This window comes from Bradyrhizobium sp. SZCCT0153 (assembly GCF_018129995.1).
GTDB lineage: Bacteria > Pseudomonadota > Alphaproteobacteria > Rhizobiales > Xanthobacteraceae > Bradyrhizobium > Bradyrhizobium japonicum_G.
Genome location: NZ_JAFCKS010000005.1, coordinates 281586 through 307037 on the forward strand (window position 1 = coordinate 281586; position 25452 = coordinate 307037).

A 25452-nucleotide genomic window follows, 5' to 3' on the forward strand; every position below is an offset into this window, starting at 1 on the left:
ATGGCGCAGGAGGTTCAAGGCGGGATTCAAAACCCCATCATCCGCGTCCGCGACATCACCGTGCAGTTCGGCGCGACGCGCGTGCTCGACGGCCTCAACCTCGACGTCAAGCGCGGCGAGATTTTGGGCTTCGTCGGCCCCTCCGGCGCCGGCAAGTCGGTGCTGACGCGCACCATCATCGGCCTGGTGCCGAAGGTCGCGGGCTCCATCGAGGTGTTCGGGGTCGACCTCGATTCCTCCAGCACGTCGCAGCGCCGCAACGTGGAGCGCCGTTGGGGCGTGCTGTTCCAGCAGGGCGCGCTGTTCTCCTCGCTGACGGTGCGGCAGAACATCCAGTTTCCGATGCGTGAGTACTTGCGGGTCTCGCAGCGGCTGATGGACGAGATCACCATCGCCAAGCTGACAATGGTCGGCCTCAAGCCCGAAGTCGCCGATCGCTTCCCCTCGGAACTGTCCGGCGGCATGATCAAGCGCGTGGCGCTGGCGCGCGCGCTGTCGCTCGATCCGGATCTCGTCTTCCTCGACGAGCCGACCTCGGGCCTGGACCCGATCGGCGCCGGCGACTTCGACGAGCTGGTGAGGACGCTCCAGCGCACTTTGGGGCTGACCGTTTTCATGGTAACGCACGACCTCGACAGCCTTTACACAGCATGTGACCGCATCGCCGTTTTAGGGAACGGTAAGATCATTGCGGCAGGCTCGATCGCCGACATGCAGGCCTCGCAGCATCCCTGGCTGAGACAATATTTCCATGGCAAGCGCGCTCGCGCGGTAATGAGCTGAGGTGCTGGAGTAGCTGATGGAAACGCGGGCGAATTACGTATTGATCGGATCGTTCACGCTGGCGGTGATCGCCGCGGCGATCGGCTTCGTGCTGTGGTTCCAGTCGCTGCACACCACCAAGCAGCGCAGCCCCTTGCGCGTCGTGTTCGAGGGCCCGGCGGCGGGCCTGCGCAACGGCGGCAGCGTCAACTTCAACGGTATCCGGGTGGGTGAAGTGGTCTCGGTGAAGCTGGACAACCCGCGGCGGGTCGTCGCACTCGCCATGGTCGAGAACAACGCCCCGATCCGCAAGGACACGCTGGTCGGCCTCGAATTCCAGGGCCTGACCGGCGTTGCCGCGATCTCGCTCAAGGGCGGCGAGGAGGCGGCCCCGCCGCCGCCGCTCGACGAGGACGGCATCCCGACGCTGACGGCTGATCCCAACAAGCTCCAGGACGTCACCGAGGCGATCCGCGGCACGCTCCAGAACATCAACAGGATCGTCGCCGACAATCAGGAGTCGGTGAAGAACTCCCTGAAGAACCTCGAGACCTTCACCAACTCGCTGGCGCGCAACTCCGAGAAGATCGACGGCGTGATGGCCAGGGTCGACGGCGTCATGCTCAAGGCCGACAGCCTCATGCTCGGCCTCAACACGCTGGCCGGCGGCAAGGACGGCGGCGAGCTGTTCCAGGCGGTGAAGTCGATCCGCGAACTGGCTGACGATTTCGACAAGCGCTCCGGATTGCTGATCACGGACGGCCGCCGTACCCTCGGCGACATCAGCCGCGCCGTGAACAATTTTGATCGCAACCCGACCCGCGTGCTGTTCGGCGCCAGCAACAGTGCGCCAGCGGCCGCTCCGCCGCCGCCCGAGCCGCCGAAGCCGGCAGCGGCGCCCAAGCGGCAATAGTAGCTGGTTCGCGCGCTTCTCACCGTCGTCATTGCGAGCGAAGCAAAGCAATCCAGACTGCCTCCGCGGGGACAGTCTGGCTTGCTTCGTCGTAAGAGCTCTCGCGATGACGGTGCTTGTAGGGGCCGTAATTCCCCGATGCGCAGTGAGCTGCTCGTGCAATGACAATCCAAAACAAAACGGAGCCCGCGAGGGCTCCGTTTTTCATTCGCTATTCGCTACTCGCCATATCGCAAGTTGCGTCTTACCCCAGCCGGCCTGCCGCGTGCGCCAGCAGCGTGTACACCAGGCCCGTTTCCGAGGTCAGGTGGTTGCGCAGCTCCTGCGGGCCGCGGCCGTCGCGAGCGACTTCGTCCAGCAGGCGTTCGAACTCGGCGACGTAGCGGTCGACCGTGCCCTTGAAGTTGCGGTCGGCGCGGTACTTGCGGGCGACCTCGTCGAAGGCCTTCTGGCCGGCGGGCGTGTAGAGGCGCTTGGTGAAGGCCTTGTTCTCGCCGCGCTGGTAGCGGTCCCACATCTCGGCGGCAAGGTTGCGGTCCATCAGCCGGCCGATGTCGAGCGACAGCGATTCCAGCGGATTGCCGCCACCCTGCGGAGCCTGCGGCTGCGGGGCCGGCGCAGCCTGGCGGCCGCGCGGCGCTTCACGCCCCGCGGGCGCGCCCTGGTTGGCGTCCGTGCGGTTCAGCAGGTCGGACAGCCAGCCGTCGCGGCCCTGATCGTTGCCCGCGGGTGCAACCGGCGGAGCCTCGGTGCGGCGCGCGGCCGGCATGCCGAGGTCGGGCGGCGGCAGCGTCGAGGCGCTGCCGGTGTCGCGCACGCGCGTCTCGGTGCTGCGCGCGCCGACGGTCGCCAGCATCGGCTCTTCCTGGCGTTGCACGCTGGCGCGGCCCGTCGTGGTGACGTCGAGGCCGCGGCCGTGCTGAGCCACAATGCGGTTGAGCTCGGCGAGGGCCTCGATCTGGTCGACGATCACCTTGCGCATCTGCGCGGTGCTCTCGGCGGCCTCCTGCGGCATCTCGAGCACGCCGCGGCGCAGCTCGTTGCGGGTGGCTTCGAGCTCATTGTGCATCTCGAACGCCATCTGCTTCATGCTGGAGACGAGGTTGCCGAACTTCTCAGCCGACTGCTTGAACATCGCATCCGCCTCGTCGGTGGTCTGGCGGTAGATGTCCTGCATGGCCTCGATGGTCTGGCGGTGCTCCTCCTCGGAGGCCGACCGCACCGCCTCGAACTGGCGGGTGATCGCGGCCGAACCTGCGCCGGCGGTCTCCGCGACGACGCGGGCGATGTCGCGGGCACGCTCTTCGGCGGCTGCCAGCGATTCATCGAGCAGGCCGGTGAAGCGCGACAGACGCTGGTCGAGATCGGTCGTGCGCAGGTCGATCGTGGTGACGAGCGATTCCAGCGCCTGCTTGCGTTCGGCCAGCGAGGCGGTGGTGTTCTTGTTGCTCTGCTCGACGACCTGGGCGGCCTCGACGAGCGCCTTGCCGTGCGCGTCGAACTGGGTCGACAGCTCGCCGAGATCCTGCAGCGCCCGGGTGGTCTTCGTGTTGAAGACGTTGAGCTGGTCTTCGAGGTTCTGCGTCGCAGCCCCGTTGCGCGAGGTGACGTCGTTCATCGCCGAGACGAAGTCGGCGACGCGCGTCACCAGCGCCCGCTCGAGCGAGTTGAGGTTGTCGTGCGCGCCGGTCAGCACCTCCTGGAGCAGGATGTTGCCTTCGCGCAGGCGTTCGAACAGGGCGACCGTGTCGGTGCGCAGGATCTTGCTGGTCTCCTGCATCTCGGTGACGGCCGCGATCGAGACCTGGCGCGACTGGTCGATCGCCGCGCGCGAGGCCTGCTCGAGGTCCTTGAGCGACTTGTTGACGGCACCCGTCGCCATCTCGCTCGCCGAGTTGATGGTCCGCGCCACCTCGGAGCCGTTGCCCATCATCGTCTGCGAGAACGCGTGGCCGCGCGTCTCGATCGACTTCAGCGCGTCCGACGTGACGCGGTCGATGTCGAGCGTGAGCTGGCTGGTCTTCGAGCCGATCGCGTCCACGAGCGAGCCGCGCTTGGCGTCGATCATGTTCGCGAGCCGGTCGGACTGCTGCTGCACATAGGTGACGATCTCGTCGGTCTTGCCGGTCATGGCCTGGCCGAAGCTGCTGCTGGCGGCGAGCACCGAGCGCTCGACGTCGGCCGAGCTCGACTTGACCCGCGAGCTGGCCTCGTTGGAGGCGTTGATCAGCGCGTTCTGGGCGTTGAGCGCACTGGTCTGGATGTCGTTGGTCGCGTTCGCGGTGGCCGCGCTCAGCGTGCGCTCGATCTCGGTCGAGATCGTGCGGATCTGGCTGGCGGCATCCGCCGACGTCGAGGTCAGCGAAGTCTGCGCCTCACGCGCGCTGTTGAGGATGGTCGAGGCGGTGTCGGCGCCGACCGAGGTCAGCGTGCGCTCGATGTCCGTGGTCAGAGACTTGATCTGGCTCGCCGCGTCCGTCGAGGCGGAGATCAGCGTGCCCTGGGCCTCGCGCACGCCGCTGGTGAGTGCCTCGATGGTGGCGCCGCCGGCGGTCGCCAGCGCGCGCTGCATCTCGGCCGCCAGCGAACGGACCTGGCTGGTCTGTTCGGCCGAGACCGACAGCAGGGTGGTCTGGGCGTCGCGGGCGCTGGTCGTGATCGTCTCGGCGGTGGACTGGCCGACCTGCGAGAGCGAGCGATGGACCTCGGCCGCGAGCGACTTGACCTGGCTCGCGGCATCCGAGGACGCCGTGACCAGGGTGCTCTGTGCCTCGCGCGCACCGGTCATGATGGACTCGGCCGTCGCGGTGCCCGCCATAGAGAGCGAGCGCTGCACGTCCGAGGACAGCGCCTTGATCTGGTTGGCGGTCTCGCTCGAGGCCGCGATCAGCGCGCTCTGCGCGTCGCGGGCGCCGGCGGTGATCGATTCCGCCGTGGTGGTGCCGGCCATCGAGAGCGAGCGCTGCACGTCGGCGGTGAGGGTCTTGACGTGGTTGGCCGCATCGGAAGAGGCCGTGACGAGCGTGGTCTGGACCTCACGGGCGCCGGCCAGGATCGAGGCTGCGGTCGCCGAGCCTGCCGCCGACAGCGTGCGTTCGACGTCGGCCGACAGCGACTTGATCTGGTTGGACGCATCGCCGGATGCGGCGACCAGGGTCGACTGGGCCTCGCGGGCGCTGCTCAGGATCGAGTTCGCGGCGCCGGTGCCGACCGCGGTCAGCGCGCGCTCGACCTCGGAGGAGGTCAACTTGAGCTGGGCGTTGACGTCGGAGGAGACCGTCATCAGCGACTGCTGCGCGGTGCGCGCACCGGTCTGTATGGTCTCGCTGGTGTTGACCACGAGGTTGGTGAGCGAGCGCTCGGCGTCCTCGACATGCGAGCGGATCGCGGTCGAGATCATCTCGGCGCGGGACATCATGTCCTCGCTGGCCTGGCGGCCGCTGCTCTCGATGCGGCCGGCGACGGCCTCGACACGCGAGCCGAGCAGGTCCTCGAACTGCGCCACGCGCACGTCGATGTCGCTAGCGACCGAGCCGACCTTGGTCTCGATGGCCTGGTGGATGTCCTGGAAGCGTGCCGTGACCGTGTCGGTCAGATGCATGCTGCGGCCGTCGATCAGCTCGGCGACGCTGGTGATGCGGCGGTCGACCGCCTCGATCGCCTGGGCGGTGCCGTCCGTGAGGGTCGAGGTCAGGATCGTGAGGCGCGTGTCGATCGACTGTACGGCCTGCGAAGCGCCGTTCGTCAGCGCGGTGTTGAGGTAGGTGAGGCGGGAGTCGATGGACTCGAGCGCCTGCGAGGCGCCACCGGTGAGGGTGGTCGTCAGATGCGTCAGGCGCGTATCGATCGCCTGGATCGTCTGCGAGGCGCCATCGGTCAGCGTTGTCGTCAGGTTGGTGAGACGGGAGTCGATGGACTCGAGCGCCTGCGACGCGCCGCCGGTGAGCGTCGTCGTGAGGTGCGTCAACCGCGTATCGACCGACTGGATCGCCTGCGCGGCACCGTCGGTCAGCGACGAGGAGAGCGTGTTGAGGCGTACGTCGATGGTCTCGGTGACGGACCTTGCGCGGGTATCGAACGACTGCTCGAGCGCGCTGACGCGGCTGCCGAGCTGTTGGTCGAATGTCTTGATGTGACCTTCGATGGTGCTGTCGAGGCTGGAGATCTTGCCGTTCAGCGAGGCATCCAGATTGGTGACACGTTCGCCGATCGTGGTCTCGAACTGCACCAGGCGCTGATCGAGCTTCGCGGTGATCTCGCCTCCGTTTTCGGTGAAGCGGGTGTCGAAATTGTCGACATAGGTCTTCAGCGACTCATGGATGTCCTGCGTGCGCTGGCCCATGCGATCGACGATTTCGCCGCCGAACGTCTTCACGGTGCGGTCGAACTCGGAGATGTGGCGGGTGATCAGCGCGCCCAGCGTGCCCGAGTCGCGGGCGAACTTCTCGACCAGCTCGGTGCCCTGGTTCTTCACCAGCTCGTCGAAGGCGCTCATCTGCAGCGACAGCGAGTCGTGCGCGGTCTCGGTCTGACTCACGACCTTGGCAACGAGGCTGTTGACGGTGGCGTCGAGCGCCTCGCTCGCCTTGTCGCCGCTCGTCATGATCTGGTTGGCGAGCCGGCTGCCGGCGTCGTCGATCTTGGCCGAGATGTCGTTGGAGCGCAGCTCGAGCTCGAGCAGCAGCGAGTCCGACGAATTCTTCAGGCTGTCGTGCACCTGCTCGGTGCGCTCGGAGATGCCGTCGACGATCGCGGCGGAGCGCTGCTCGAATTCGCCGGTGATGCGGTCGATGCGCTCGTTCAGCATCTCGTGGACGCGGTCGGCGAGGTCGACGAACTCGTCGTGGACGTGGCCGGTCTTGAAGTTGAGGCTGGTGGTCAGCCGCTCGCTGGCGTCGAGCACGGCGCGCGTGGTCTCGTTGCTGGCCTCCTCGAGGCGGTCGAGCAGGTCGCCGCCGCGCTCGCCGAGGGCGAGGATCATGTTGTCGCCGGCATTGCTCAGGGCGCCGGTGATGTGGGCGCCGCGCTCTTCGAGAGCGCCGGTGATGGACTTGGCGACCTCGTCGACACGCGAGGCGATCGCGTCCGAGATCAGCGCGATGTCGTGGCGCAAATCGATCTGCACACCGGAGATGGCGCTGCGGACCTGCTCTGCCTGGCCGACCAGGTTGTCGCGCTGATGCGCGATGTCCTGGAGCAGGGCGCGGATGCGCACTTCGTTGTCTGAATAGGCGCGTTCGAGCGCCGCGACCTCGTTGGCGACCAGCGTCTCGAGTTCGCCGGCGCGCGCGATCGCGCGCTCGATGCCGTCGCCCATCGCCGCGACCTCGCGGCGGATGGCCTGGCCGACGGTGACCATGGAATCGGAGGCCGAGCCTTCCGGCTCGGAGAAGCGAATCGCGACCTGCGCCATCGCCTGCGCGATCATGCGCATTTCCTGGCCGCGCCAGACCAGGCTCGCGAGGAAGTAGAACAGCATGATCGGCGCGAAGAACATCGCGATCAGGCCGGCGATGACGAGCACGCCGCCGCTCTGGCCCATGGCGGCCTGGATCGAGGGCAGGAAGCCGACCGTCAGCGCCGCGCAGGCTGCGAGCCATACGCCGGCGAAAATGGTGGCGAAGGTGTAGACGCTGCGGGCAGGGCGGCCCTTCTGAAGCGCCTGGAGCAACTGGCCGATGGTCTCGCGGTCGTCGTTGGCGGCACGGCGCGAGGAGCGCGGCTCCTCGATCGGATCGAACACCGCCCGTTCGTTCGCGGCAGGACGCGGCTCGAAGCCCGGTTCGTCGAACATCGGGGGAGCCGGCGGGGCTACCGGAGGTGGCGTTTCGCTGCGCATCGAGGCGTTGCGGCTGGTGTCCGCAGCGGTGTCGCTGATGTTCAGGGCTTCCTGGATCGCAGAAAGCGCAACTTCTGTGGGGTCTTTGACCTTTTTCGGAGTGTTCGCCATGTTCAGTCCGAGCCCTCGTTACTTTTACGCGTCCCCCCGCGAGCCCTGCGCGCTACGCAAGCCCACAGACCGGATCATGCCGCTTGCGCGGATCTCCGAGCCATCCCCACCCGGACGGCTTGTCCGCCAATTTCCGCAACATCCTATTGGCAGAGCGTCGCGAATGAAATGCCTGCGATTAAGACAATCTTAATCATCGTTAACAGGATCGCGCCGTAACGCCTTAGCAATAAATGCAATTCTCCACGGGACTCGCCGGATTGCGGCAACTTTTCGTCAATAAACGGGCGGATTTACGTAAAACGGCCCGAACACTTCGTTAACCATTTCCGTGCTTCGGTGAGAGGAACCTGACCGCCGGACCGGCGGACATCGCGCGATGCCGGGGGCCTGCGCCATGACGCCTGAACTGCAACGGATGGACTGGATGCCCTCGCCCCCGCTTGCACCCATCGACAGCCCGCTCGACCTCGATCACCTCTCCCGCATGACGCTCGGCGACCCTGAGCTGGAACACGAAGTGCTGGCGATGTTTGCCGAGCAGGCGGTCCGCCTGATCGCGGCGATGGCAGCGCTGCCGGCCGAGGCCGGCGCACTCGCCCACAAGCTGAAGGGCTCGGCGCGCGGGATCGGCGCCTTTGCAGTGGCGGACGCTGCAGCCAGCCTCGAGACCGCGATCCGGACCGGCCAGAACCGGCCCCACGCCTTCGCCGCGCTGAAAGAAGCGGTGACCGAGGCTCGCACCGCCATCGAGGCGATCCTGAAGCCTTGAGGCCGGCGCGGTCAGAACCGGGCTCTAGCGTCTTGTTTTGACGTATTTTCTTCCCGTAAAGCGGGATTCATTTCGCCTCAAAACGCTATGGCGCCGGGCTAATCGACCCGTTATAGGACAGCCCGGACCCTCCTTCATTCACAGCACCGCGGCAGCACGAGCACACATGGCCAAGATTCACTTTGTCGACCACAAGGGCGAAACCCGTACGGTGGAAGTCGAGAACGGCGCAACCGTGATGGAAGCCGCGATCCGCAACAGCATTCCCGGCATCGAAGCCGAATGCGGCGGCGCGTGTGCCTGCGCAACTTGCCATGTCTATGTCGACGAAGCCTGGCGCGAGAAGGTCGGCAGCCCGACGCCGATGGAAGAGGACATGCTCGACTTCGGCTTCGACGTGCGCCCGAACTCCCGCCTGTCCTGCCAGATCAAGGTTTCCGACGAGCTCGACGGGCTGGTCGTGGCGACACCGGAACGCCAGGCCTGATCTTTCATGTCTTTCTTGCAAGCCTGATTTTTGCAGCAGGCCCGATCCTCACTGATTGAATCATGGGCCCGGCATCGCGACCTCGATGCCGCGCTTGTGCCAGGGCCTCAGCTTCGCGATCACCTCCGCAGTGAGCGGCGTCGGCCGCCGCGACGCTTCGTCGATCGTCACGCCGACCGAAATCGCCGATGCGATGCACTTTCCTTCCGAAAACACGACCTGCTCGAACGTCACCGACGTTCGCCCCAGCTTCACGACGCCGAGGCCGAGCTCGATCGTGTTCGGCCAGTGCAGTTCGGCGCGGAAATGGATGTCGAGCCGCACCATGATCCAGGCGAGCCCTGGCGGCGTCAGCCCGTATTCCGGGCTCTTCATCAGCGTGACACGGCCGGTCTCGAAATAGGTGGCGTAGACCGCGTTGTTGACGTGCTGGTTCGGATCGAGATCGCCGAAACGGACATTGTCGGCGAGGCGATAGGGATAGTCCTCCAGGCGCGGCGTCGTATCGAGGCGGCTTGGTGCGTTCACCGATTGATCTCCGTCATATCCTTGATCGTTACAGCCCAGTTATCCTGACCCGGCAAGTGGGCACGGCTGCGGGGCGCTCCCGCTTTTATGCCTTCCCTGATCCATCCCCGTTGGCTAGACAGGCAGGGTCACCTCTGCCCGCCGGGCGCCGTCCAACCGATAACGACCGATAAAGAGACGACATGAGCGACGTGATCAAAACCGATGTGCTGATTATTGGCGCCGGCCCTTGCGGTCTGTTCGCCGCCTTCGAGCTTGGCCTTCTCGATATGAAGGTGCATTTCGTCGACATCCTCGACAAGGTCGGCGGCCAGTGCGCCGAGCTCTATCCGGAAAAGCCGATCTACGACATTCCCGGCATTCCGCAGGTTTCGGGGCAGGGCCTCACCGACGCGCTGATGGAGCAGATCAAGCCGTTCCATCCGACCTTCCATCTCGGCGAGATGATCGAGACGGTGGAGAAGATCGGCGATCCCGCATTTCGCTGCACCACGGACGCCGGCAAGGTGTTCGAATGCAGGGTGCTGGTGATCGCGGCCGGCGGCGGCTCGTTCCAGCCCAAGCGTCCGCCGGTACCGGGCATCGAAGCCTATGAGGGCACCTCGGTGCACTATGCCGTGCGTAAGATGGAGACGTTCCGCGACAAGAACGTGCTGATCGTCGGCGGCGGCGATTCCGCGCTCGACTGGACGCTCAATCTGCATCCGCTGGCCAAGCGCATCACGCTGCTGCACCGTCGCGACGACTTTCGCGCCGCCCCTCACAGCGTCGAGCAGATGCGCGCGCTGGTCGCAGGCGGCAAGATGGATCTGCGGCTCGGCCAGGTCACCGCGCTCTCGGGCGCCGAGGGCAAGCTCACCGGCGCCACCGTCAAGGGCAACGACAACATCGTGAGCGAGATTTCCTGCGACACCATGCTGCCGTTCTTCGGGCTGACCATGAAGCTCGGTCCGGTCGCGAACTGGGGCATCGCGCTCGAGAACAATCTGGTGCCGGTCGAGACCTCGGCATTCGAGACCAACGTATCAGGCATCTTCGCGATCGGCGACATCAACACCTATCCCGGCAAGATCAAGCTGATCCTGTGCGGCTTCCACGAAGGCGCGTTGATGTCGCAAAAAGCCCATCGTTACGTCTATCCTGACAAGCGGCTGGTGTTTCAGTACACGACCTCGTCCTCCAGCCTGCAAAAGAAGCTTGGCGTCAACTGACACGGCAGGACGGGGCGGCGATGCCCCATGTTTCTGGTGCTAGCGCTTCTGGTGCTGGAACCGTTCGCGAAATCGCCGTAGTCTGCGGCCATTGCGGTGGCGGCTCGGCAAGGCGATTGGCTCAGCAAGGTGATGATGATGCGGATTTTCTTTTCCAGCTTTCGGCTGCTCTCGCTCCTCGCGCTGTTGCTCGGTGCGGCAAGCCCGGCTGCGGCGCAAATGTCGGCTGCAGCGCCGGCCCAGCCGACCGCCGCGGGCCTCTGGCAAAAGGTCGAAGACGGCAAGACGGTGGGATGGTTCCTCTTCATCGACCACAACGGCATCTTCGAAGGCGTGATTGCAAAGACCTTCCCGCGGGCCGGCGATGATCCGAACGAGGCCTGCACGAAATGCACGGACGATCGCAAGAACGCGCCGGTGCTCGGGCTCTCCTTCATCCGCGACATGAAGCGCGACGGGTTGAAGTATGATGGCGGCAACGTGGTCAATCCGCGCGACGGCAACATCTGGAAGGCCAAGATGACCGTCAGCCCGGATGGCCAGACCCTGACCATGCGTGGCTTCCTCGGCATTTCGCTGTTCGGCAAGGACGAGACCTGGACGCGCCTGCCCGACGCCAACATCGCGCAGGTCGATCCAGCCATCGTCGCCAAATATCTTCCTGCCCAGGCGACCGCGGCGACGAAGCCGGTGCCCGCGCCAGCGGCGAAGAAGGGCGGCGCGATGATGGCGCCGGCGCAGAAGCAGTAGGGTTGCTTGCGCATTCTCTTGTAGCCCGCATGAGCGAAGCGACATGCGGGGCAGCCGTTATCGCTGCGCTCACCTGGGCTACAGGACCGTCAGTACGTTCGTGCCTTCCTGCACGGTGCATAGAAGGTGCCGCCGGCGACGACCCGCTCGAGGCATTGCCGGGGATCGGTGATCTCGCCGTCGACCCGGAAGTAATAGGCCTGCGTGCCGAGGCTCAGAACGTAATGTCCCGGCGGAAGTTCGAGCTCTGAATCGCCGGCGTGGAGCTCAAGCATCTCGGGCGCCCCGGGAATCGGTGACACCCGGAACGGATAGGCGAAGTTGCGGATGACGCCGACGTCGTCTCCGCCACTCAGCGCCTTGCCAGCGGCGTCGTTCGAGAACTCTCTGGCGATCCTTGCCACGACCCGAACCTCGACCCGTTCGGGAATCGCGTTTGCGACGTCGCGGCGGAATACGATGAATTTGACGCGCCCGTTCGGCAGATGCGGCCGGTCGGGGTTCTTGAACTCCGGTGAAATCGCGATGCGAATGTCCGGCGCCATGATGCCGGTCGCATTCAACTCCGCCAGCGACTTGTCATCGATCAAGGCGTAGACGCCGTAGTCGGTTGGAAGCACGCGCGCCGGTTTCGCCGGCGGCGCGACGGCGGTCACCATTTCAGGCTTGCTGACCGCCATCGTCGTCTCCGGTTTGGGCGGGACCAGCGCGATCTCCTGGGACTGGGATGAAACCAGCCGGCGCAGCGCGGCGATATGGTCTCGCTGCGAAATGAGGAGAACGATGGCGACGGCGGCAAGCAGGATGGCCCCTGTACGCTTCATCACCGGCCAGAGCGGGCCCGAGATCGCAGGCCGAGTGGACGCCTCGATCCCCGAGCGCAGCACCGGAGTGTCGGCGGACAAAAGCGGGCCGCTTGTCTGACCCGCCTTCGACGAGGTGAGTTGATGTTGCGGCAACCGCTCCAGCGGCGGCGCTTCACGCGAGAACTTCTCGACCTCCTCGATCGCGTCCTCGAGCGCCCGCTTCATCTGGTCGATGTTCTTGGCGTCGGCGTAGGTGAACTGCTCCTGGAGCTTGTAGCGGGCAAGATCGTAGACGAGCTGCCGCCTGAATTCCGGATCGTCCTTCACCGTCTCCAGCATGCGCGAAATCACCAGCGCAAACTGCACTTCGTTTGCGGGCAAATCGGTCGCGTCCTGCTGGCCAGGGAGCAACTCTCTGGAACTCATAGCGCTGACGGTCCGATGCCTGTCACGCCAACATCCGATTTCTCTAATCCAAACAGTCTGTTAAACAATGCGACAAGGTTCGCGGCAACGTTCGTACACGTCCCGGCACGACAAGGAAAGCCTCCAAAAATAGCTGCGGCAGATCGCGGGCGTGCTCAGCCTGAAGCAATGTGTGCACACAACAGCTTGCGGCAGTAGTTCCCCGGAATGCGTGCTGGCGCCGGATTTGCATAGCTGTTGCAAAGCCGCTGGGGAGCGAGTCGCCGTCTTCACGCCTGCCGCCACCGTGCGGAAGGCGGACGGCGGCGTCTGTCCCTCGCGGCGCCGATTGCGATCCGCAGGAAGACGACATGCGACTTGCCAGACTATGTGCTGCCTCGCTGTTGGGGCTGACGGCGCTGCTTGCGACCTCGGCGCTCGCGCGCGACGACGGCCGCTACGCGAATTCACCGCTAAAACCCTGGTTCGAGAGCCTGCACAGCGAATACGGCCAGTGCTGTTCCGATGCCGACGGCTATGTGGTCGCCGATGTCGATTGGGAATCCGACAAGGGCCGTTATCGCGTGCATCTCGACGACGAATGGGTCATCGTGCCCGACGGCGCCGTGATCACCGAGCCGAACAAGATCGGCCGCACCATGGTGTGGAAGCACTATATCGACGGCCATCCGCGCGTGCGCTGCTTCATGCCGGGCAGCATGACCTAGCCGTCCGGTCCGTCATCCGGGACGAGGCGCATCCTCAATCGGTGAGGACGACGATCTTTCCGCTGGCCGCGTTGGCGTCCATGCAGCGGTGCGCCTCCGCGATCTCCGTGAGATGAAAGACCCGCCCGACCTGGACGCGAAGGGCGCCTGTTTCGATCTGCCGTACCAGTTCCTGCAACGGCGTCTGCATGAAGTCGTCAGGGCCTCCGGAGTAAACCGTGAGGCTGACGGCATTGGGGATGACGTCCATCGGGCTGAATTGATCGAACCACCATTTGTCTCCGACCATGCCCGTCATGCAGACGATGCCGTTCGCCCGCACGGATTGCAGGGAGTCGGCCAGCGTCGTCGTGCCGACGAGCTCGAGCACCTTGTCGACGCCGCCTCCGCTTGCAGCCTTGACCTTCCCGGCGATCCGGCCGTCATCGATGATGGCAAGGTCCGCCCCGGCGGAGCGCATCAGGTCCGTGCGCGCGGGATTGCGCGTGGTGGAGATCACCTCGGCGCCGTGCTTGCTGGCGATCGCCGCGGCCGCAAGGCCAACCGAGGTCGTCCCGCCGCGGATCAGAAGCCGCTCGCCGTGCTTGAGCTGCAAGGCGGTGAACAGCGAACCCCAGGCGGTCTGGAGCATCTCCGGCAATGCGCCCAGCCTTTCCCACGACAGCGCGGTCTCGAGCGCCTGGACCTGTGCGGCCGGCACGCACACATATTCCGCGTAGCCGCCGTCGAACTGCCGTCCCATGCCGCCCATGGCCGTCGCGACGATCTGGCCCTTGCGAAACCGGCCGCCCGGCGCCTGCTCAACGAGGCCGACCGCCTCGATGCCGAGCACGCGCGGGAAGCTCACGCCCGGCGATAGCCCGCGCCGGGTGAAGAGCTCGGACCGGTTGAGGCCGAAGGCCTTGACGCGAATGAGAACCTGATCCGGGGCAGGCGTCGGCACGGGCCAGCTCTCGATGCGCAGCATCTCGGGTCCGCCGGCCTCGCGTATCACTGCTGCCTTCATCCGGGTCATATCATGAAAATCCTGCGAGCTTTGGCCAACTGGCTTGCAGGAGAAGGCGCAAAGATTCAAGCGCTGGCTCAGCGCGCGCTGTTGTGCGGCTACCTCATGCGCGGGGGTATGACGTCAACCTCCTTGCTAGAATTTGTAGGTCGCGCTGCCGAGTACCGTGCGACCGATGCCGAGGAAGCAGTCGCCGCGTGCGAGGCAGGTGGTGACGTGACGCTTGTCGAAGAGATTGCTGGCATTGACCTGAAATCGCCAGGGGCCGGTCTCGTAACGGACCATGGCGTCGAACAGGGTGTAATCGGGTGTGCGGATCGTGTCGGTGCCGTCCCATGACGTGCCGATATAGCGCACGCCGCCGCCAAGCGTGACGCCGGGCAGGCCGAGCAGGGAGAGACGGTACTTCGCCCAGAGCGAGGCCTGGTGGTCCGGCACGGTCTCGACATGCTTGCCCGTGTTGTCGCCGCTCTCCACGCGGGCATCGAGATAGGTGTAGGCTCCGATCAGGTCGAGCTCCGGCGTGATGCGCGCCAGCACCTCGAGCTCGGCGCCGCGGATGCGGACCTTGCCGGTCTGGATCGAAATCAGCGGATTGTCGGGGTCGCTGGCCAGCCGGTTCCGTTCGGTGGTGTCGAAGATGGCGCCGTTGATCGCGTTGCCAGGTGTCGGATTGTACTTGAAGCCGAGCTCCACCATCTCGCCGCGCTGCGGCGCGCAGACCGTGGCGCAGACGCCGCTGCCGAACACCGGATTGAACGACTGCGCATAGGTCACGTAAGGCGTGACGCCGAACGGCAGCTCGTACATCAGTGCGGCGCGGCCTGTGGTCGCCTGGTAATGCTCGACCGGAGAGCCCTGCGTGGCGCTGGTGACGTCGTCGTGGCGCAGGCCGAGCACTGCGAGCCATGGTCCGAGCCGCAACTGGTCCTGCGCATAGAGGCCGAGCTGGCTCTGGCGGAGATCCGGCTCCGCCGACATGACCGGCGGCGTGACGCCGGTGTAGACCGGCGCGTAGAGATCGAACGGCGTCGCATCGTAGCCTGCGCCGGACGATGCACGCTCCTTGTAGCCGCGGTAGTCGATGCCTAACAGCGTCTTGTGCAAGAGCGCGCCGGTTGCGAACTTCAGCTCGGCATTGCTGTCCGAGGTGAAATTGTCCTTGACGCTGTCCCGGGCCCAGATGTAGCGCGCCACCGTGCGACGTTCGGCATCCAGGAATGGATTGTCCGGCGTGGAGTACACGTCCGGATACAAGCCGTGATAAATACCCTCGACACGAGTATAGCGTAGGTTCTGCCTGACGGTCAGAGCGTCGTTGAAGCGGTGCTCGAACAGGCTGGAGACCGCGCCGGTCTCGGTCCGGTAGCGATCCCAGCCCGGCTCGCTGGTGAAGCGGTTGATCGGAATGAATCCGTTGGGGCCGGGATAGAGCGTGCCTTCGTGCGGCAGGAAGGCGGTCGACGAGCCCGTCTTGTCCTTTTGATAGGTGCCGAGCACGGTCCAGCTGGTGTTGTTGGTCGGCCGCCACGTCAGCGACGGCGCCAGCACGATCCGGTCGTCCTTGACGTAGTCGGTCTGCATGTTCCTGTCGCGAAAGACGCCGACGAAGCGGTAGAGCCACTCGCCATCCCCGGTCAGCTTTCCGGTGGAGTCGAGCTGCACCTGCTTGCGGTTGAAGCTGCCATATTGCACGCCGATCTCGTTGGCGGCTTCCGCCTGCGGGCGCTTCGAGATCAGGTTCAACAGGCCCGCCGTCGAGGTGTCGCCGTATAGCACGGAAGAGGGGCCGCGCAAGACCTCGATGCGCTCCAGCGTGTAGGGCTCCGGCCGCCATTCGTTGAAGTTGAAGGTGTTCACCACACGGGTGCCGTCGAGATAGATATTGGGGTCCTGGCCGCGGATGCGCGGATAATCGCCGCGCGAGTCCGCGCCGTAGGCATCGGCGAACACGCCGGGCACGTAGCGCAGCGCTTCCTGCACGGTGGTTGAGCCCTGGTCGGTGACCCGGTCGGCGGTCACCACGCTGATCGATTGCGGCGTCTCGCGCAACGGCGTGTCGGTCTTGGTGCCGGTGCCGCTGCGGGTCGCGACGTACCCGTGGACCGGGCCTGTTGCGGTCTCCGTCACCGTGCTTGCGCCGGCTGACGGCGCATTGGCATTCGACGGCATCCGTTCGGCCTGACGACGGCGGCTCGCCGCCTGCGCAGCCTGGCGGGAGCGAAGCGGACGCGGACGTGCCGCCGGCCGCGATGATGACTGTTCGACGACGACGGCGGGCAGCTGTTGAGACGATGATTGCGCCTCGGCCGGTGCGGCGTCCACCAAGCCTGCCAGCAGCGGCAGGACGCCGCCGATCAATCCCGCCGTCGTCCGTAGATATGTTGTCATTTGCGACCCCATCATTTGCGGGGCGACGACTAACAAGTGTAGTCGGAAGCTTGAAGTGCAGGAGGGACGCAATAGTCCCGCAATCATCGGATTTGGAATTAGTATTCATATAAATCGAGCGCGCGCCGATTGATGTCGGCGCGCGAATGCGGGAATGAGATAATGAGGTGGTGCGCCTCGCTCAGCGCCGATCAACGCTGCTCGCTGGTGGCGTTGGCGGCCGCAAGCCGCTTGACGCGCGGCGACAGCACGGACATTTGCGTGGGCGAGGCGGGCATGCCGGCGACGACCATCGCGGGCGCAGTCGGCTGCTGCTCGACGCCGGCGCCGCCGAGCACCTGGACTTGCGTCGTCGAGATCGGAAACGAATTCACTTCGTAAGAGGGAAGCTCGCCGGCGAATGCACCGGCCGAACCCGCCATCATCGCACCGGCAGTGGCAATCATCGAGAGAATACGCATTGAAAAATCTCCGTTGAAAAATATCAATCGGAGGTTTGGTCGCGGCGCTGCCGCCACAGGTTCGCTCGTGGACGAACATTCGCTCGCCGCCGCCGGACATATTTGATTGCGTGGTGCGACGGAACGAAGCAAGGCGGAAACGCATCGCTTCTGTGTTTCAGGACGGTTTCGCCGGCGCGGTGATCTTCAGGTCACCGGCGCCGGATTGAACAGCGTCAGATCGTTGTGGATGCCCCAGCGGTCCGACCATGGCTTTGTCCGGCCGCTGGCGACGTCGAGGATCAGGCGGAACAGGTCCCAGCCGGTTTCCTCGATGGTCTTCTCGCCGGTGGCGATGCCGCCGGCGTCGAAATCGATCAGGTCTTTCCAGCGGCGCGCAAGCTCGCTGCGGGTCGCGACCTTGATCACAGGCGCGGCCGCAAGCCCGTAAGGCGTGCCGCGGCCGGTGGTGAACACTTGCAGCGTCATGCCGGAGGCGAGCTGGAGCGTGCCGCAGATGAAGTCGGAGGCAGGAGTGGCCGCGAACAACATGCCTTTCTGCGTTGCCTTCTCGCCGGGCGCGAGCACGCCGGTGATGGCGGACGAGCCGGACTTGACGATCGAGCCCAATGACTTCTCGACGATGTTGGCAAGACCGCCCTTCTTGTTGCCGGGCGTGGTGTTGGCGCTGCGATCGGCGCCGCCGCGCGCCAGATAGGAATCGTACCAGGCCATCTCGCGCACCAGCGCGCGGCCGACGTCCTCGTTGATTGCGCGGCGGGTGAGAAGCTGGATGGCGTCGCGCACTTCGGTGACTTCCGAGAACATCACGGTGGCGCCGGCGCGCACCAGCAGGTCTGCGGCGAAGCCAAGGGCGGGGTTGGCCGTGACGCCGGAAAACGCGTCGCTGCCGCCGCATTGCAGGCCGATCACGAGATCGGCCGCCGGGCAGGTCTCGCGGGTGCGCTTGTTGAGGATCTTCAGGCGCGCTTCGGCCTGCGTCATGATCGCGTCGACGATCGCGCCAAAGCCGTCGAAGGCTTCGTCCTGCATGCGGACAATGGCGTCGCTGACGCCTTCCGGCACCAGCCGCTCGGGCGCGAGCTTCTCGCATCCCAAGCTAATGACCAGGATCTCGCCGCCGAAATTCGGGTTCAGCGCGATGTTTTGCAGCGTGCGGATCGGCACAACCGCGTCCGGCGCGTTGATCGCGACACCGCAGCCATAGGCGTGCGTCAGCGGCACGACGTCGTCGACGTTCGGATATTTCGGCAACAGCTCGGCGCGGATGCGCTTCACCGCGTATTCCATCGTGCCCTTGACGCATTGCACGGAGGAGGAGATGCCGAGGATGTTCTTGGTGCCGACCGAGCCGTCGGTGTTGCGAAAGCCTTCGAAAGTAAAGCCTTCGAGCGGCGGCAGCGGCGCGGGGACGGCGGTGGAGATTTCCAGCTTGTCCAGCGCTGGCGCCTCCGGCATGCGGATGCGCGCCTCGTCCACCCATTCGCCGGCCTGGATCGGCGCGAGCGCGTAGCCGATCACCTCGCCATAGCGGATGATCGGCTGATCTTGTGCGATGTCGACCAGCGCCGTCTTGTGGCCTTGCGGCACGAAGGCGCGCAGCGTCAGGCCGCAGGCAAAGCGCGAGCCGGCAGGAAGCCCGAAATCATTGACCACGATCGCGACATTGTCGCGCTCGTTGAGCTTGATGTAGCGGGGCTGCTCTTTCGCTGCCACTGACTGGTCCATTTGCTTTGCCTCAGAAGCTGAAGTCGTAGGGTGGGGCAAAGGCGCAACGCGCCGTGCCCACCATGCTTCACACCGAACCCAAGCGGTGGGCACGCTTCGCTTTGCCCACCCTACGATATCTTGCCCTTGGTTAGCCCGGATAGGTATAGGCGGTCTTCACCGTGGTGTAGAACTCGCGGGCATAGGAGCCCTGCTCGCGGGCGCCGTAGCTCGAACCCTTCCGGCCGCCGAACGGCACGTGATAATCGACGCCTGCGGTCGGCAGATTGACCATCACCATGCCGGACTCGCTGTTGCGCTTGTAGTGCGAGGCGTATTTCAGGCTGCTGGTGCAGATGCCGGAGGCGAGGCCGAACTCGGTGTCGTTGGAGATTGCCAGCGCCTCCTCGTAGTTCTTGGCGCGGATGACGGCGGCGACGGGGCCGAAGATCTCCTCGCGCGCGATGCGCATGTTGTTGTTGGCCTCGGTGAACAGCGCCGGCTGCAGATAGTGGCCGGGCGTCTCGCGCTTGAGCAGCTCGCCGCCGAAGGCGAGCTTGGCGCCCTCGTCCTGGCCGATCTTGATGTAGCGCAGGTCCTGGTCGAGCTGGCTCTGGTCGACCACCGGGCCGATATGGACGCCGGCCTTGAGCGCGTCGTCCACCGACAGGCCTTTCAGGCGCTCGGCCACCGCCGCGACGAAGCGGTCATGGATGCCTTCAGTGACGATCAGGCGGGAGGAGGCGGTGCAGCGCTGGCCGGTCGAGAAATAGGCACCGTTGACGGCGACCTCGACGGCGGTCTTGAGGTCGGCGTCGTCGAGCACGACCAGGGGATTCTTGCCGCCCATCTCGAGCTGGAACTTCTTCATCGGGTTCGACAGCACGCAGGCCTGCGCGATCTTGCGGCCGGTCTGCACCGAACCGGTGAAGGAGATCGCGGCGACGTCGGGGTGATCGAGCAGGGTCTGGCCGACGACCGAGCCGGAGCCGACCACGAGGTTGAATACGCCGGCGGGAATGCCGGAACGGGTGATGATCTCGGACAGAGCGTGCGCCGAGCCCGGAACCAGTTCAGCGGGCTTGAACACCACGGTGTTGCCGTAGCAGAGCGCCGGCGCGATCTTCCAGGCGGGGATCGCGATCGGGAAATTCCAGGGCGTGATCATGCCGACGACGCCGACCGGCTCACGGGTGAGCTCGACGTCGAGGCCGGGACGGACGGAGGCGCCCTTCTCGCCGATCAGGCGCAGCGCCTCGCCGGCGAAGAACGCAAAGATCTGGCCGGCACGCGCGACCTCGCCAATGCCTTCCGGCAGGGTCTTGCCTTCCTCACGGGCGAGCAGGCGGCCGAGCTCTTCCTTGCGGGCGATGATCTCGAGGGAAATCTTGTTCAGCGCGTCGTAGCGCGCCTGCGGCGTCGACTGCGCCCAGGCGGGGAAGGCGGCCTTGGCGGCGGCGATCGCTTTTTCGGTCTGCGCCTTGTCGGCCTTGGCGTATTCGCCGACGAGGTCGTTGGTGTTGGAGGGGTTGATGTTCTTGGTGACGCCGGAGCCGTCGACCCACTCGCCGCCGATGAAGTTCTTCAGGATCGCAGTCATGTATTCCTCCAGAGTTTCTTAGCGAACGAGGCAGGGACGCTTGTCGTCGAAGGTCCAGCCGGGGATCAGGTCCTGCATGGCAATAGCGTCATCGCGGGCGCCAAGTCCATGCTGCTTATAGAGGTCATGCGCGGCGTCGATGGCGGCCCTGTCGATTTCGATACCCAGGCCCGGCCGGTCGGGCACGGCGATCTTGCCGCCCTTGATCCGGAGCGGCTCTTTGGTCAGCGCCTGGCCGTCCTGCCAGATCCAGTGCGTGTCGATCGCGGTGACCTTGCCCGGGGCGGCAGCGCCGACATGGGTGAACATGGCGAGCGAGATGTCGAAATGGTTGTTGGAGTGCGAGCCCCAGGTCAGGCCGTTGTCGCGGCAGGTCTGGGCAACGCGCACCGAGCCCTGCATGGTCCAGAAATGGGGATCGGCGAGCGGAATGTCGACCGCTCCCAGACGCAAGGCATGCGAGAGCTGCCGCCAGTCGGTTGCGATCATGTTGGTCGCGGTCGGCAGCCCGGTGGCGCGGCGGAACTCGGCCATGATTTCTCGGCCGGAGAAGCCGGCTTCGGCTCCACAGGGGTCCTCGGCATAGGCGAGGATGCCGTGCATGTCCTTGCAAAGCCGGATAGCCTCGTCGAGTGACCAGGCGCCGTTCGGGTCCAGGGTCACGCGCGCGTTCGGAAAGCGCTTGGCGATGGCGGTGACGGCCTCGATCTCCTGCTCACCGCGAAGCACGCCGCCCTTGAGCTTGAAATCGGCGAAGCCGTAATGATCGTGGGTGGCTTCCGCGAGCCGCACCACGGTCTCCGGCGACATCGCCTCCTGATGGCGCAAGTTGAACCATTCCGGCTTGCCGGTCTCGCCCGCGACGTAGTCGAGTTTGCTCTTGCGGCGATCGCCGACGAAGAAGAGATAGCCGAGCGTCTCGACGCTTTTGCGCTGCTGGCCCTCGCCGAGCAGCGCGGCGACGGGCAGGTTGAGATGCTGACCGAGCAAATCGAGCAGCGCGGATTCAATCGCCGTGACCGCATGGATCATGACGCGCAGGTCGAATGTCTGCTTGCCGCGGCCGCCGGCATCGCGGTCGGCGAAGGCGGTGCGGATGTCGGCGAGGATGTTGTTCATCGCGCCGACGGTCTTGCCGGTCACGAGATCGCGGGCATCCTGGAGCGTCTGCCAGATCTTCTGCCCGCCCGGCACCTCGCCGACACCGGTGTGACCGGCATTGTCGGTGAGGATGACGATGTTGCGGGTGAAGAACGGCGCGTGCGCGCCGCTCAGATTGAGGAGCATGCCGTCGCGGCCTGCGACCGGGATCACCTGCATCGCGGTGACGACCGGTGCGCCGGTGATCTCGGTCCTTGCCATCGTCCGCTCCTCCCTGTTGTCGTTTGTTATTCTGCAGCCTGTTGTGACGATCGGATGGCGGGCAGATCCTTGACCAGCGCCGTCACTTCCGCGATCTCCTGCTCGGTGAGATCGGTGAGGGGCGGGCGGACCGGGCCGGAATCGCGGCCGATCACCTTCATGCCGGCCTTGATGATCGAGACCGCATAGCCCTTCTTGCGATTGCGGATCGCGATCAGCGGCAGGATGAAATCCTTCAGCCCGGCATGGATCGTCGCGTGATCGCGCTTGCGCACGGCGTCGTAGAAATTGGTGGCGAATTCCGGAACGAAGTTGAACACGGCCGAGGAGTAGGTCGTCACGCCCATGTCGAGATAGGGCAGCGCGAATGTCTCCGCGGTCGGCAGGCCGCCGATATAGGTCAGGCGGTCGCCGAGCTTGGTGTGGACGCGGGTCATCAATTCGATGTCGCCGATACCGTCCTTGTACCCGACGAGGTTCGGGCAGCGCTCTGCGAGACGCGCCAGCGTGTCGGGCTGGAGGATGGCGTTGTCGCGGTTGTAGACGATGACGCCGATCTTCACCGAGGCGCAGACCGCCTCGACATGGGCGGCAAGGCCGTCCTGCTCGGCATGGGTGAGATAGGGCGGCAGCAGCAACAGGCCGTCGGCACCGGCCTTCTCGGCCCCGATCGCGATCTCGCGGGCGATTGCGGTGCCGTAGCCGGTTCCGGCGAGCACGGGCACGCGGCCCTTGGTCTCTTCCACGGCGATCTTGACGACCTGCGGAACTTCGGTCGGCGTCAGCGAGAAGAACTCGCCGGTGCCGCCGGCCGCGAACAGGCCGGCGACGTCATAGCCGCAGAGCCAGTCCATGTTGGCGCGGTAGGTCGTTTCGTCGAAGGAGTAATCCGCCTTGAACGGCGTGACGGGGAAGGACAGGAGGCCGGATCCGATCTTATGGGCCATCTCCTGCGGGGTCATCTTGCTCATGGGCGCTGCTCCCTTATTGCGTGTTGTGGAGGACGCAACCAAGGCCTGCGCGTCCATGCGCCGTTGTTTAGGCAACCGTTCTATGCGCGTCCAAGCCAAAGCCTATATCGACCGATGCGAAATCAGCATCAATCTTCCATCGTCTCCGCGGAGGACAATTCACCTGCGATTTTGACGAGCGCCGACAGCAGCGGATTCTCGTCGTCGCGGCGCCAGACCATGAACAGCTCGACAGGCACGCGCGTGCGCAGCTTGAGCGGCCGCAGCCGCACGTCGGAGATCTTCAGGCTTGCCGCGGCCGCCGGCACGATAGCAAGGCCGAGGCCGGCGCGGACCATGGCGAGGATCGAGTGGATCTGGCTGAGGTGCTGCACATAGCGCGGCAGCACGTCGGCGCGAGTGAACAGCGCCACCAGCAGATCGTGGAAATAGCGACTTTCATAGGGCGAATACATCACGAAGGGCTGGCCGTCGAAATCCTTGATGGTGACGGTTTCGGCGTTCGCCAGCGGATGCTTCTTCGGGATCGCGGCGAGCAGGGGCTCGGCGACGACGCGGCGGCTGGCGATTTCCGGGCGCGCGATCGGCGGTCTGAGCAAACCCGCATCGATCTGGCCGGAGCTCAACGCCTCGAACTGGTCGCCCGACACCATCTCCTTCAGCGAGAAGTCGACTTCGGGCAGCTTGGCGCGGCAGGCTGCGACGAGCTCCGGGAGGAAGCCGTAGGCGGCGGCGGCGGTGAAGCCGATCTTCACCGAGCCGGTCTTGCCGAGCGCGATGCGACGGGCGACCTGCGAGGCACTTTCGGCGAGCTTCAGGATGCGCCGCGCCTCGGGCAGGAAGCTGCGCCCGGCAGGTGTCAACCGCACCGAGCGGCTGGTACGCTCCAGCAGCGGCGCATCGATGATGTGCTCGAGCACCTGGATCTGCCGGGACAGCGGCGGCTGGGTCATGTTCAGCCGCGCGGCGGCGCGGCCGAAATGCAATTCCTCCGCCACCGTGACGAAACAGCGGAGCTGGTTGAGGTCGAACATCGATACATGCCTTAGATGAATAAGGCGTTTCCCCGGCACTTCTAGCATCGATTACCCCCAAAACAAAGACGGCGGCTGTGACGCCGCCGTTGAGTTGCCTGGTCAAGCTCCCGCAGGAGCCCTCAGGAGGAACGTTTGAGCACCACCCGCTCGATCTTGCCGACGATCACGAGATAGGCGAATGCGGCCACCAGCGCGTTGGCGCCGACGAAGACCAGCGCGCCGTTGAACGAGCCGGTCGCGGCCAGGATGTAGCCGATCACGATCGGGGTGCTGATCGAGGAGAGGTTGCCGAAGGTGTTGAACAGGCCGCCCGAGACGCCGCCGGCTTCCTTCGGCGAGGTGTCGGAGACGACGGCCCAGCCGAGCGCGCCGATGCCCTTGCCGAAGAAGGCGAGCGCCATGAAGCCGACCACCAGCGCCTGCCCGTCCACATAGTTGCAGGCGATGATCGACATCGACAGCAGCATGCCGCCGACGATGGGGATTTTCCGCGCCAGCGTCAGCGAACCCGTCTTGCGCAGGATGGCGTCGGAGATGACGCCGCCGAGCACGCCGCCGATGAAGCCGCACAGCGCCGGCAGCGTCGCGACGAATCCGGCCTGCAGGATCGACAGGCCGCGCTCCTTGACGAGATAGACCGGGAACCAGGTCAGGAAGAAATAGGTCAGCGTGTTGATGCAGTACTGGCCGAGATAGACGCCGAGCATCATGCGGTTGGAGAGCAATTGGCGGATGTGGTCCCAGCGGGGGCCGGAGTCCGGCGCACGCTCGTGCTTCAGATCGTCCTTCGGCGCGTCGAGATCGACCAGCGCGCCGCCGTCCTTGATGTAGTCGAACTCGGCCTCGTTGATCCCGGGATGCTCCTTCGGGCCATAGATGGTCTTGATCCAGGCGAGACCCATGAGGATTCCGAGCGCGCCCATCACGAAGAACACGTAGCGCCAGCCGTAGTCGTGCGCGATCCAGCCCATCAGCGGCGCGAAGATCACGGTGGCGAAATACTGCCCCGAATTGAAGAAAGCCGATGCGGTGCCGCGCTCGTTACCGGGAAACCAGGCCGCGACGATGCGGGCGTTGGCGGGGAAGGACGGAGCCTCGGCGATGCCGACCAGGAAGCGCAGGCCGAACAGCACGGTGATCGCGGTGCCGGCGCTGAAGAAGCCGACCCAGCCCTGCATCATCGTGAAGATCGACCAGACGATGATGCTGAAGGCATAGACGAGGCGCGAGCCGTAGCGGTCGAGCAGCCAGCCGCCCGGCACCTGCGCGATCACATAGGACCAGCCGAAGGCCGAGAAGATGTAGCCCATGGCGACGGGATCGAGATGGAGCTCCTTGGAGAGCGCGGGGCCCGCGATCGAGAGCGTGGCGCGGTCGGCGTAATTGACGGTCGTGACCAGGAACAACATGGTCACGATGAACAACCTGACGCGAGACCTCCTCACGTCCGTTGCGGACACCACTGCGCTCATCACGCGCCTCCTTAGAACTCGAAATGTTTCCTCACTGCGACTCCTAGAGGCGCGCGCGGCAAAGTGTCCAAGTTCAAGGGGGTATCGATCGATGCCGTTTTTGGATTGATGGAACGGCAGGTCGAGGAAACGA

19 protein-coding genes are annotated in these 25452 nt (G+C 65.3%); 7 read left to right on the forward strand and 12 right to left on the reverse strand.

The genetic code is table 11. The features are described 5' to 3' along the window. Together JQ572_RS22760 and JQ572_RS22765 are read left to right on the forward strand one after the other, a co-directional pair. Positions 1–783 (forward strand): ABC transporter ATP-binding protein, encoded by a 783-nt coding sequence (locus JQ572_RS22760; RefSeq protein ID WP_211385063.1) that lies wholly within the window; start codon positions 1–3, stop codon positions 781–783. A gap of 16 nt (positions 784–799) precedes the next feature. Next, entirely contained in the window at positions 800–1675 is an 876-nt protein-coding gene (locus JQ572_RS22765; protein ID WP_211385064.1) for an MlaD family protein, read from the forward strand. A gap of 244 nt (positions 1676–1919) precedes the next feature. Here JQ572_RS22765 and JQ572_RS22770 read toward each other — a convergent pair whose 3' ends face one another. Next, on the reverse strand, positions 1920–7625 hold the full coding sequence (locus JQ572_RS22770; protein ID WP_211385065.1) for an apolipoprotein A-IV repeat region-like domain-containing protein: 5706 nt from the start codon (positions 7623–7625) through the stop codon (positions 1920–1922). Between the two features lie 397 nt (positions 7626–8022). Here JQ572_RS22770 and JQ572_RS22775 point away from each other — a divergent pair, with 397 nt between their 5' ends. Then, positions 8023–8397: an Hpt domain-containing protein gene (locus tag JQ572_RS22775; RefSeq protein WP_211385066.1), complete on the forward strand. Its 375-nt coding sequence runs from the start codon at positions 8023–8025 to the stop codon at positions 8395–8397. A 166-nt stretch (positions 8398–8563) separates the two neighbouring features. Continuing rightward, complete coding sequence (locus tag JQ572_RS22780) at positions 8564–8884, forward strand: 2Fe-2S iron-sulfur cluster-binding protein (protein ID WP_027560383.1); 321 nt, start codon at positions 8564–8566, stop codon at positions 8882–8884. Between the two features lie 60 nt (positions 8885–8944). Here JQ572_RS22780 and JQ572_RS22785 read toward each other — a convergent pair whose 3' ends face one another. Further along, entirely contained in the window at positions 8945–9412 is a 468-nt protein-coding gene (locus tag JQ572_RS22785) for an acyl-CoA thioesterase (protein ID WP_211385067.1), read from the reverse strand. Positions 9413–9594: 182 nt separating this feature from the next. Between JQ572_RS22785 and JQ572_RS22790 the strand changes: the two genes are divergently transcribed. Then, a complete protein-coding gene (locus JQ572_RS22790; RefSeq protein ID WP_211385068.1) occupies positions 9595–10623 on the forward strand; it encodes an NAD(P)/FAD-dependent oxidoreductase in 1029 nt (342 codons plus the stop codon). Positions 10624–10761: 138 nt separating this feature from the next. Beyond that, positions 10762–11373 (forward strand): DUF2147 domain-containing protein, encoded by a 612-nt coding sequence (locus tag JQ572_RS22795; protein ID WP_211385069.1) that lies wholly within the window; start codon positions 10762–10764, stop codon positions 11371–11373. Positions 11374–11462: 89 nt separating this feature from the next. On the opposite strand, the gene JQ572_RS22800 is transcribed toward JQ572_RS22795, so the two are convergent. Next, positions 11463–12560, reverse strand: coding sequence for a hypothetical protein (locus JQ572_RS22800; protein ID WP_249129201.1), 1098 nt, complete (start codon positions 12558–12560; stop codon positions 11463–11465). 395 nt (positions 12561–12955) lie between these two features. Between JQ572_RS22800 and JQ572_RS22805 the strand changes: the two genes are divergently transcribed. Next, positions 12956–13312 (forward strand): hypothetical protein, encoded by a 357-nt coding sequence (locus tag JQ572_RS22805; RefSeq protein WP_211385071.1) that lies wholly within the window; start codon positions 12956–12958, stop codon positions 13310–13312. Between the two features lie 34 nt (positions 13313–13346). Here JQ572_RS22805 and JQ572_RS22810 read toward each other — a convergent pair whose 3' ends face one another. The 9 genes from JQ572_RS22810 to JQ572_RS22850 form a co-directional block, all read right to left on the reverse strand. Beyond that, entirely contained in the window at positions 13347–14327 is a 981-nt protein-coding gene (locus JQ572_RS22810) for a zinc-binding alcohol dehydrogenase family protein (RefSeq protein WP_211385072.1), read from the reverse strand. 126 nt (positions 14328–14453) lie between these two features. Continuing rightward, entirely contained in the window at positions 14454–16709 is a 2256-nt protein-coding gene (locus tag JQ572_RS22815; protein WP_211385073.1) for a TonB-dependent siderophore receptor, read from the reverse strand. Between the two features lie 191 nt (positions 16710–16900). Then, positions 16901–17170: a hypothetical protein gene (locus JQ572_RS22820; RefSeq protein WP_211385074.1), complete on the reverse strand. Its 270-nt coding sequence runs from the start codon at positions 17168–17170 to the stop codon at positions 16901–16903. 186 nt (positions 17171–17356) lie between these two features. Continuing rightward, positions 17357–18898, reverse strand: a complete 1542-nt coding sequence (garD, locus tag JQ572_RS22825) for a galactarate dehydratase (RefSeq protein WP_211385075.1) — start codon at positions 18896–18898, stop codon at positions 17357–17359. 130 nt (positions 18899–19028) lie between these two features. Beyond that, the gene (locus tag JQ572_RS22830; protein WP_211385076.1) at positions 19029–20477 is read right to left on the reverse strand and encodes an aldehyde dehydrogenase family protein; all 1449 of its coding nucleotides are present in this window, start codon (positions 20475–20477) and stop codon (positions 19029–19031) included. Positions 20478–20495: 18 nt separating this feature from the next. Beyond that, positions 20496–21839 (reverse strand): glucarate dehydratase, encoded by a 1344-nt coding sequence (gene gudD / locus JQ572_RS22835; RefSeq protein ID WP_211385077.1) that lies wholly within the window; start codon positions 21837–21839, stop codon positions 20496–20498. Positions 21840–21865: 26 nt separating this feature from the next. Next, positions 21866–22810, reverse strand: a complete 945-nt coding sequence (gene kdgD / locus JQ572_RS22840; protein ID WP_211385078.1) for a 5-dehydro-4-deoxyglucarate dehydratase — start codon at positions 22808–22810, stop codon at positions 21866–21868. A gap of 128 nt (positions 22811–22938) precedes the next feature. Then, complete coding sequence (locus tag JQ572_RS22845; RefSeq protein WP_211385079.1) at positions 22939–23844, reverse strand: LysR family transcriptional regulator; 906 nt, start codon at positions 23842–23844, stop codon at positions 22939–22941. A gap of 122 nt (positions 23845–23966) precedes the next feature. Further along, positions 23967–25319 (reverse strand): MFS transporter, encoded by a 1353-nt coding sequence (locus JQ572_RS22850; protein WP_211385080.1) that lies wholly within the window; start codon positions 25317–25319, stop codon positions 23967–23969. Positions 25320–25452 lie beyond the last annotated feature (133 nt).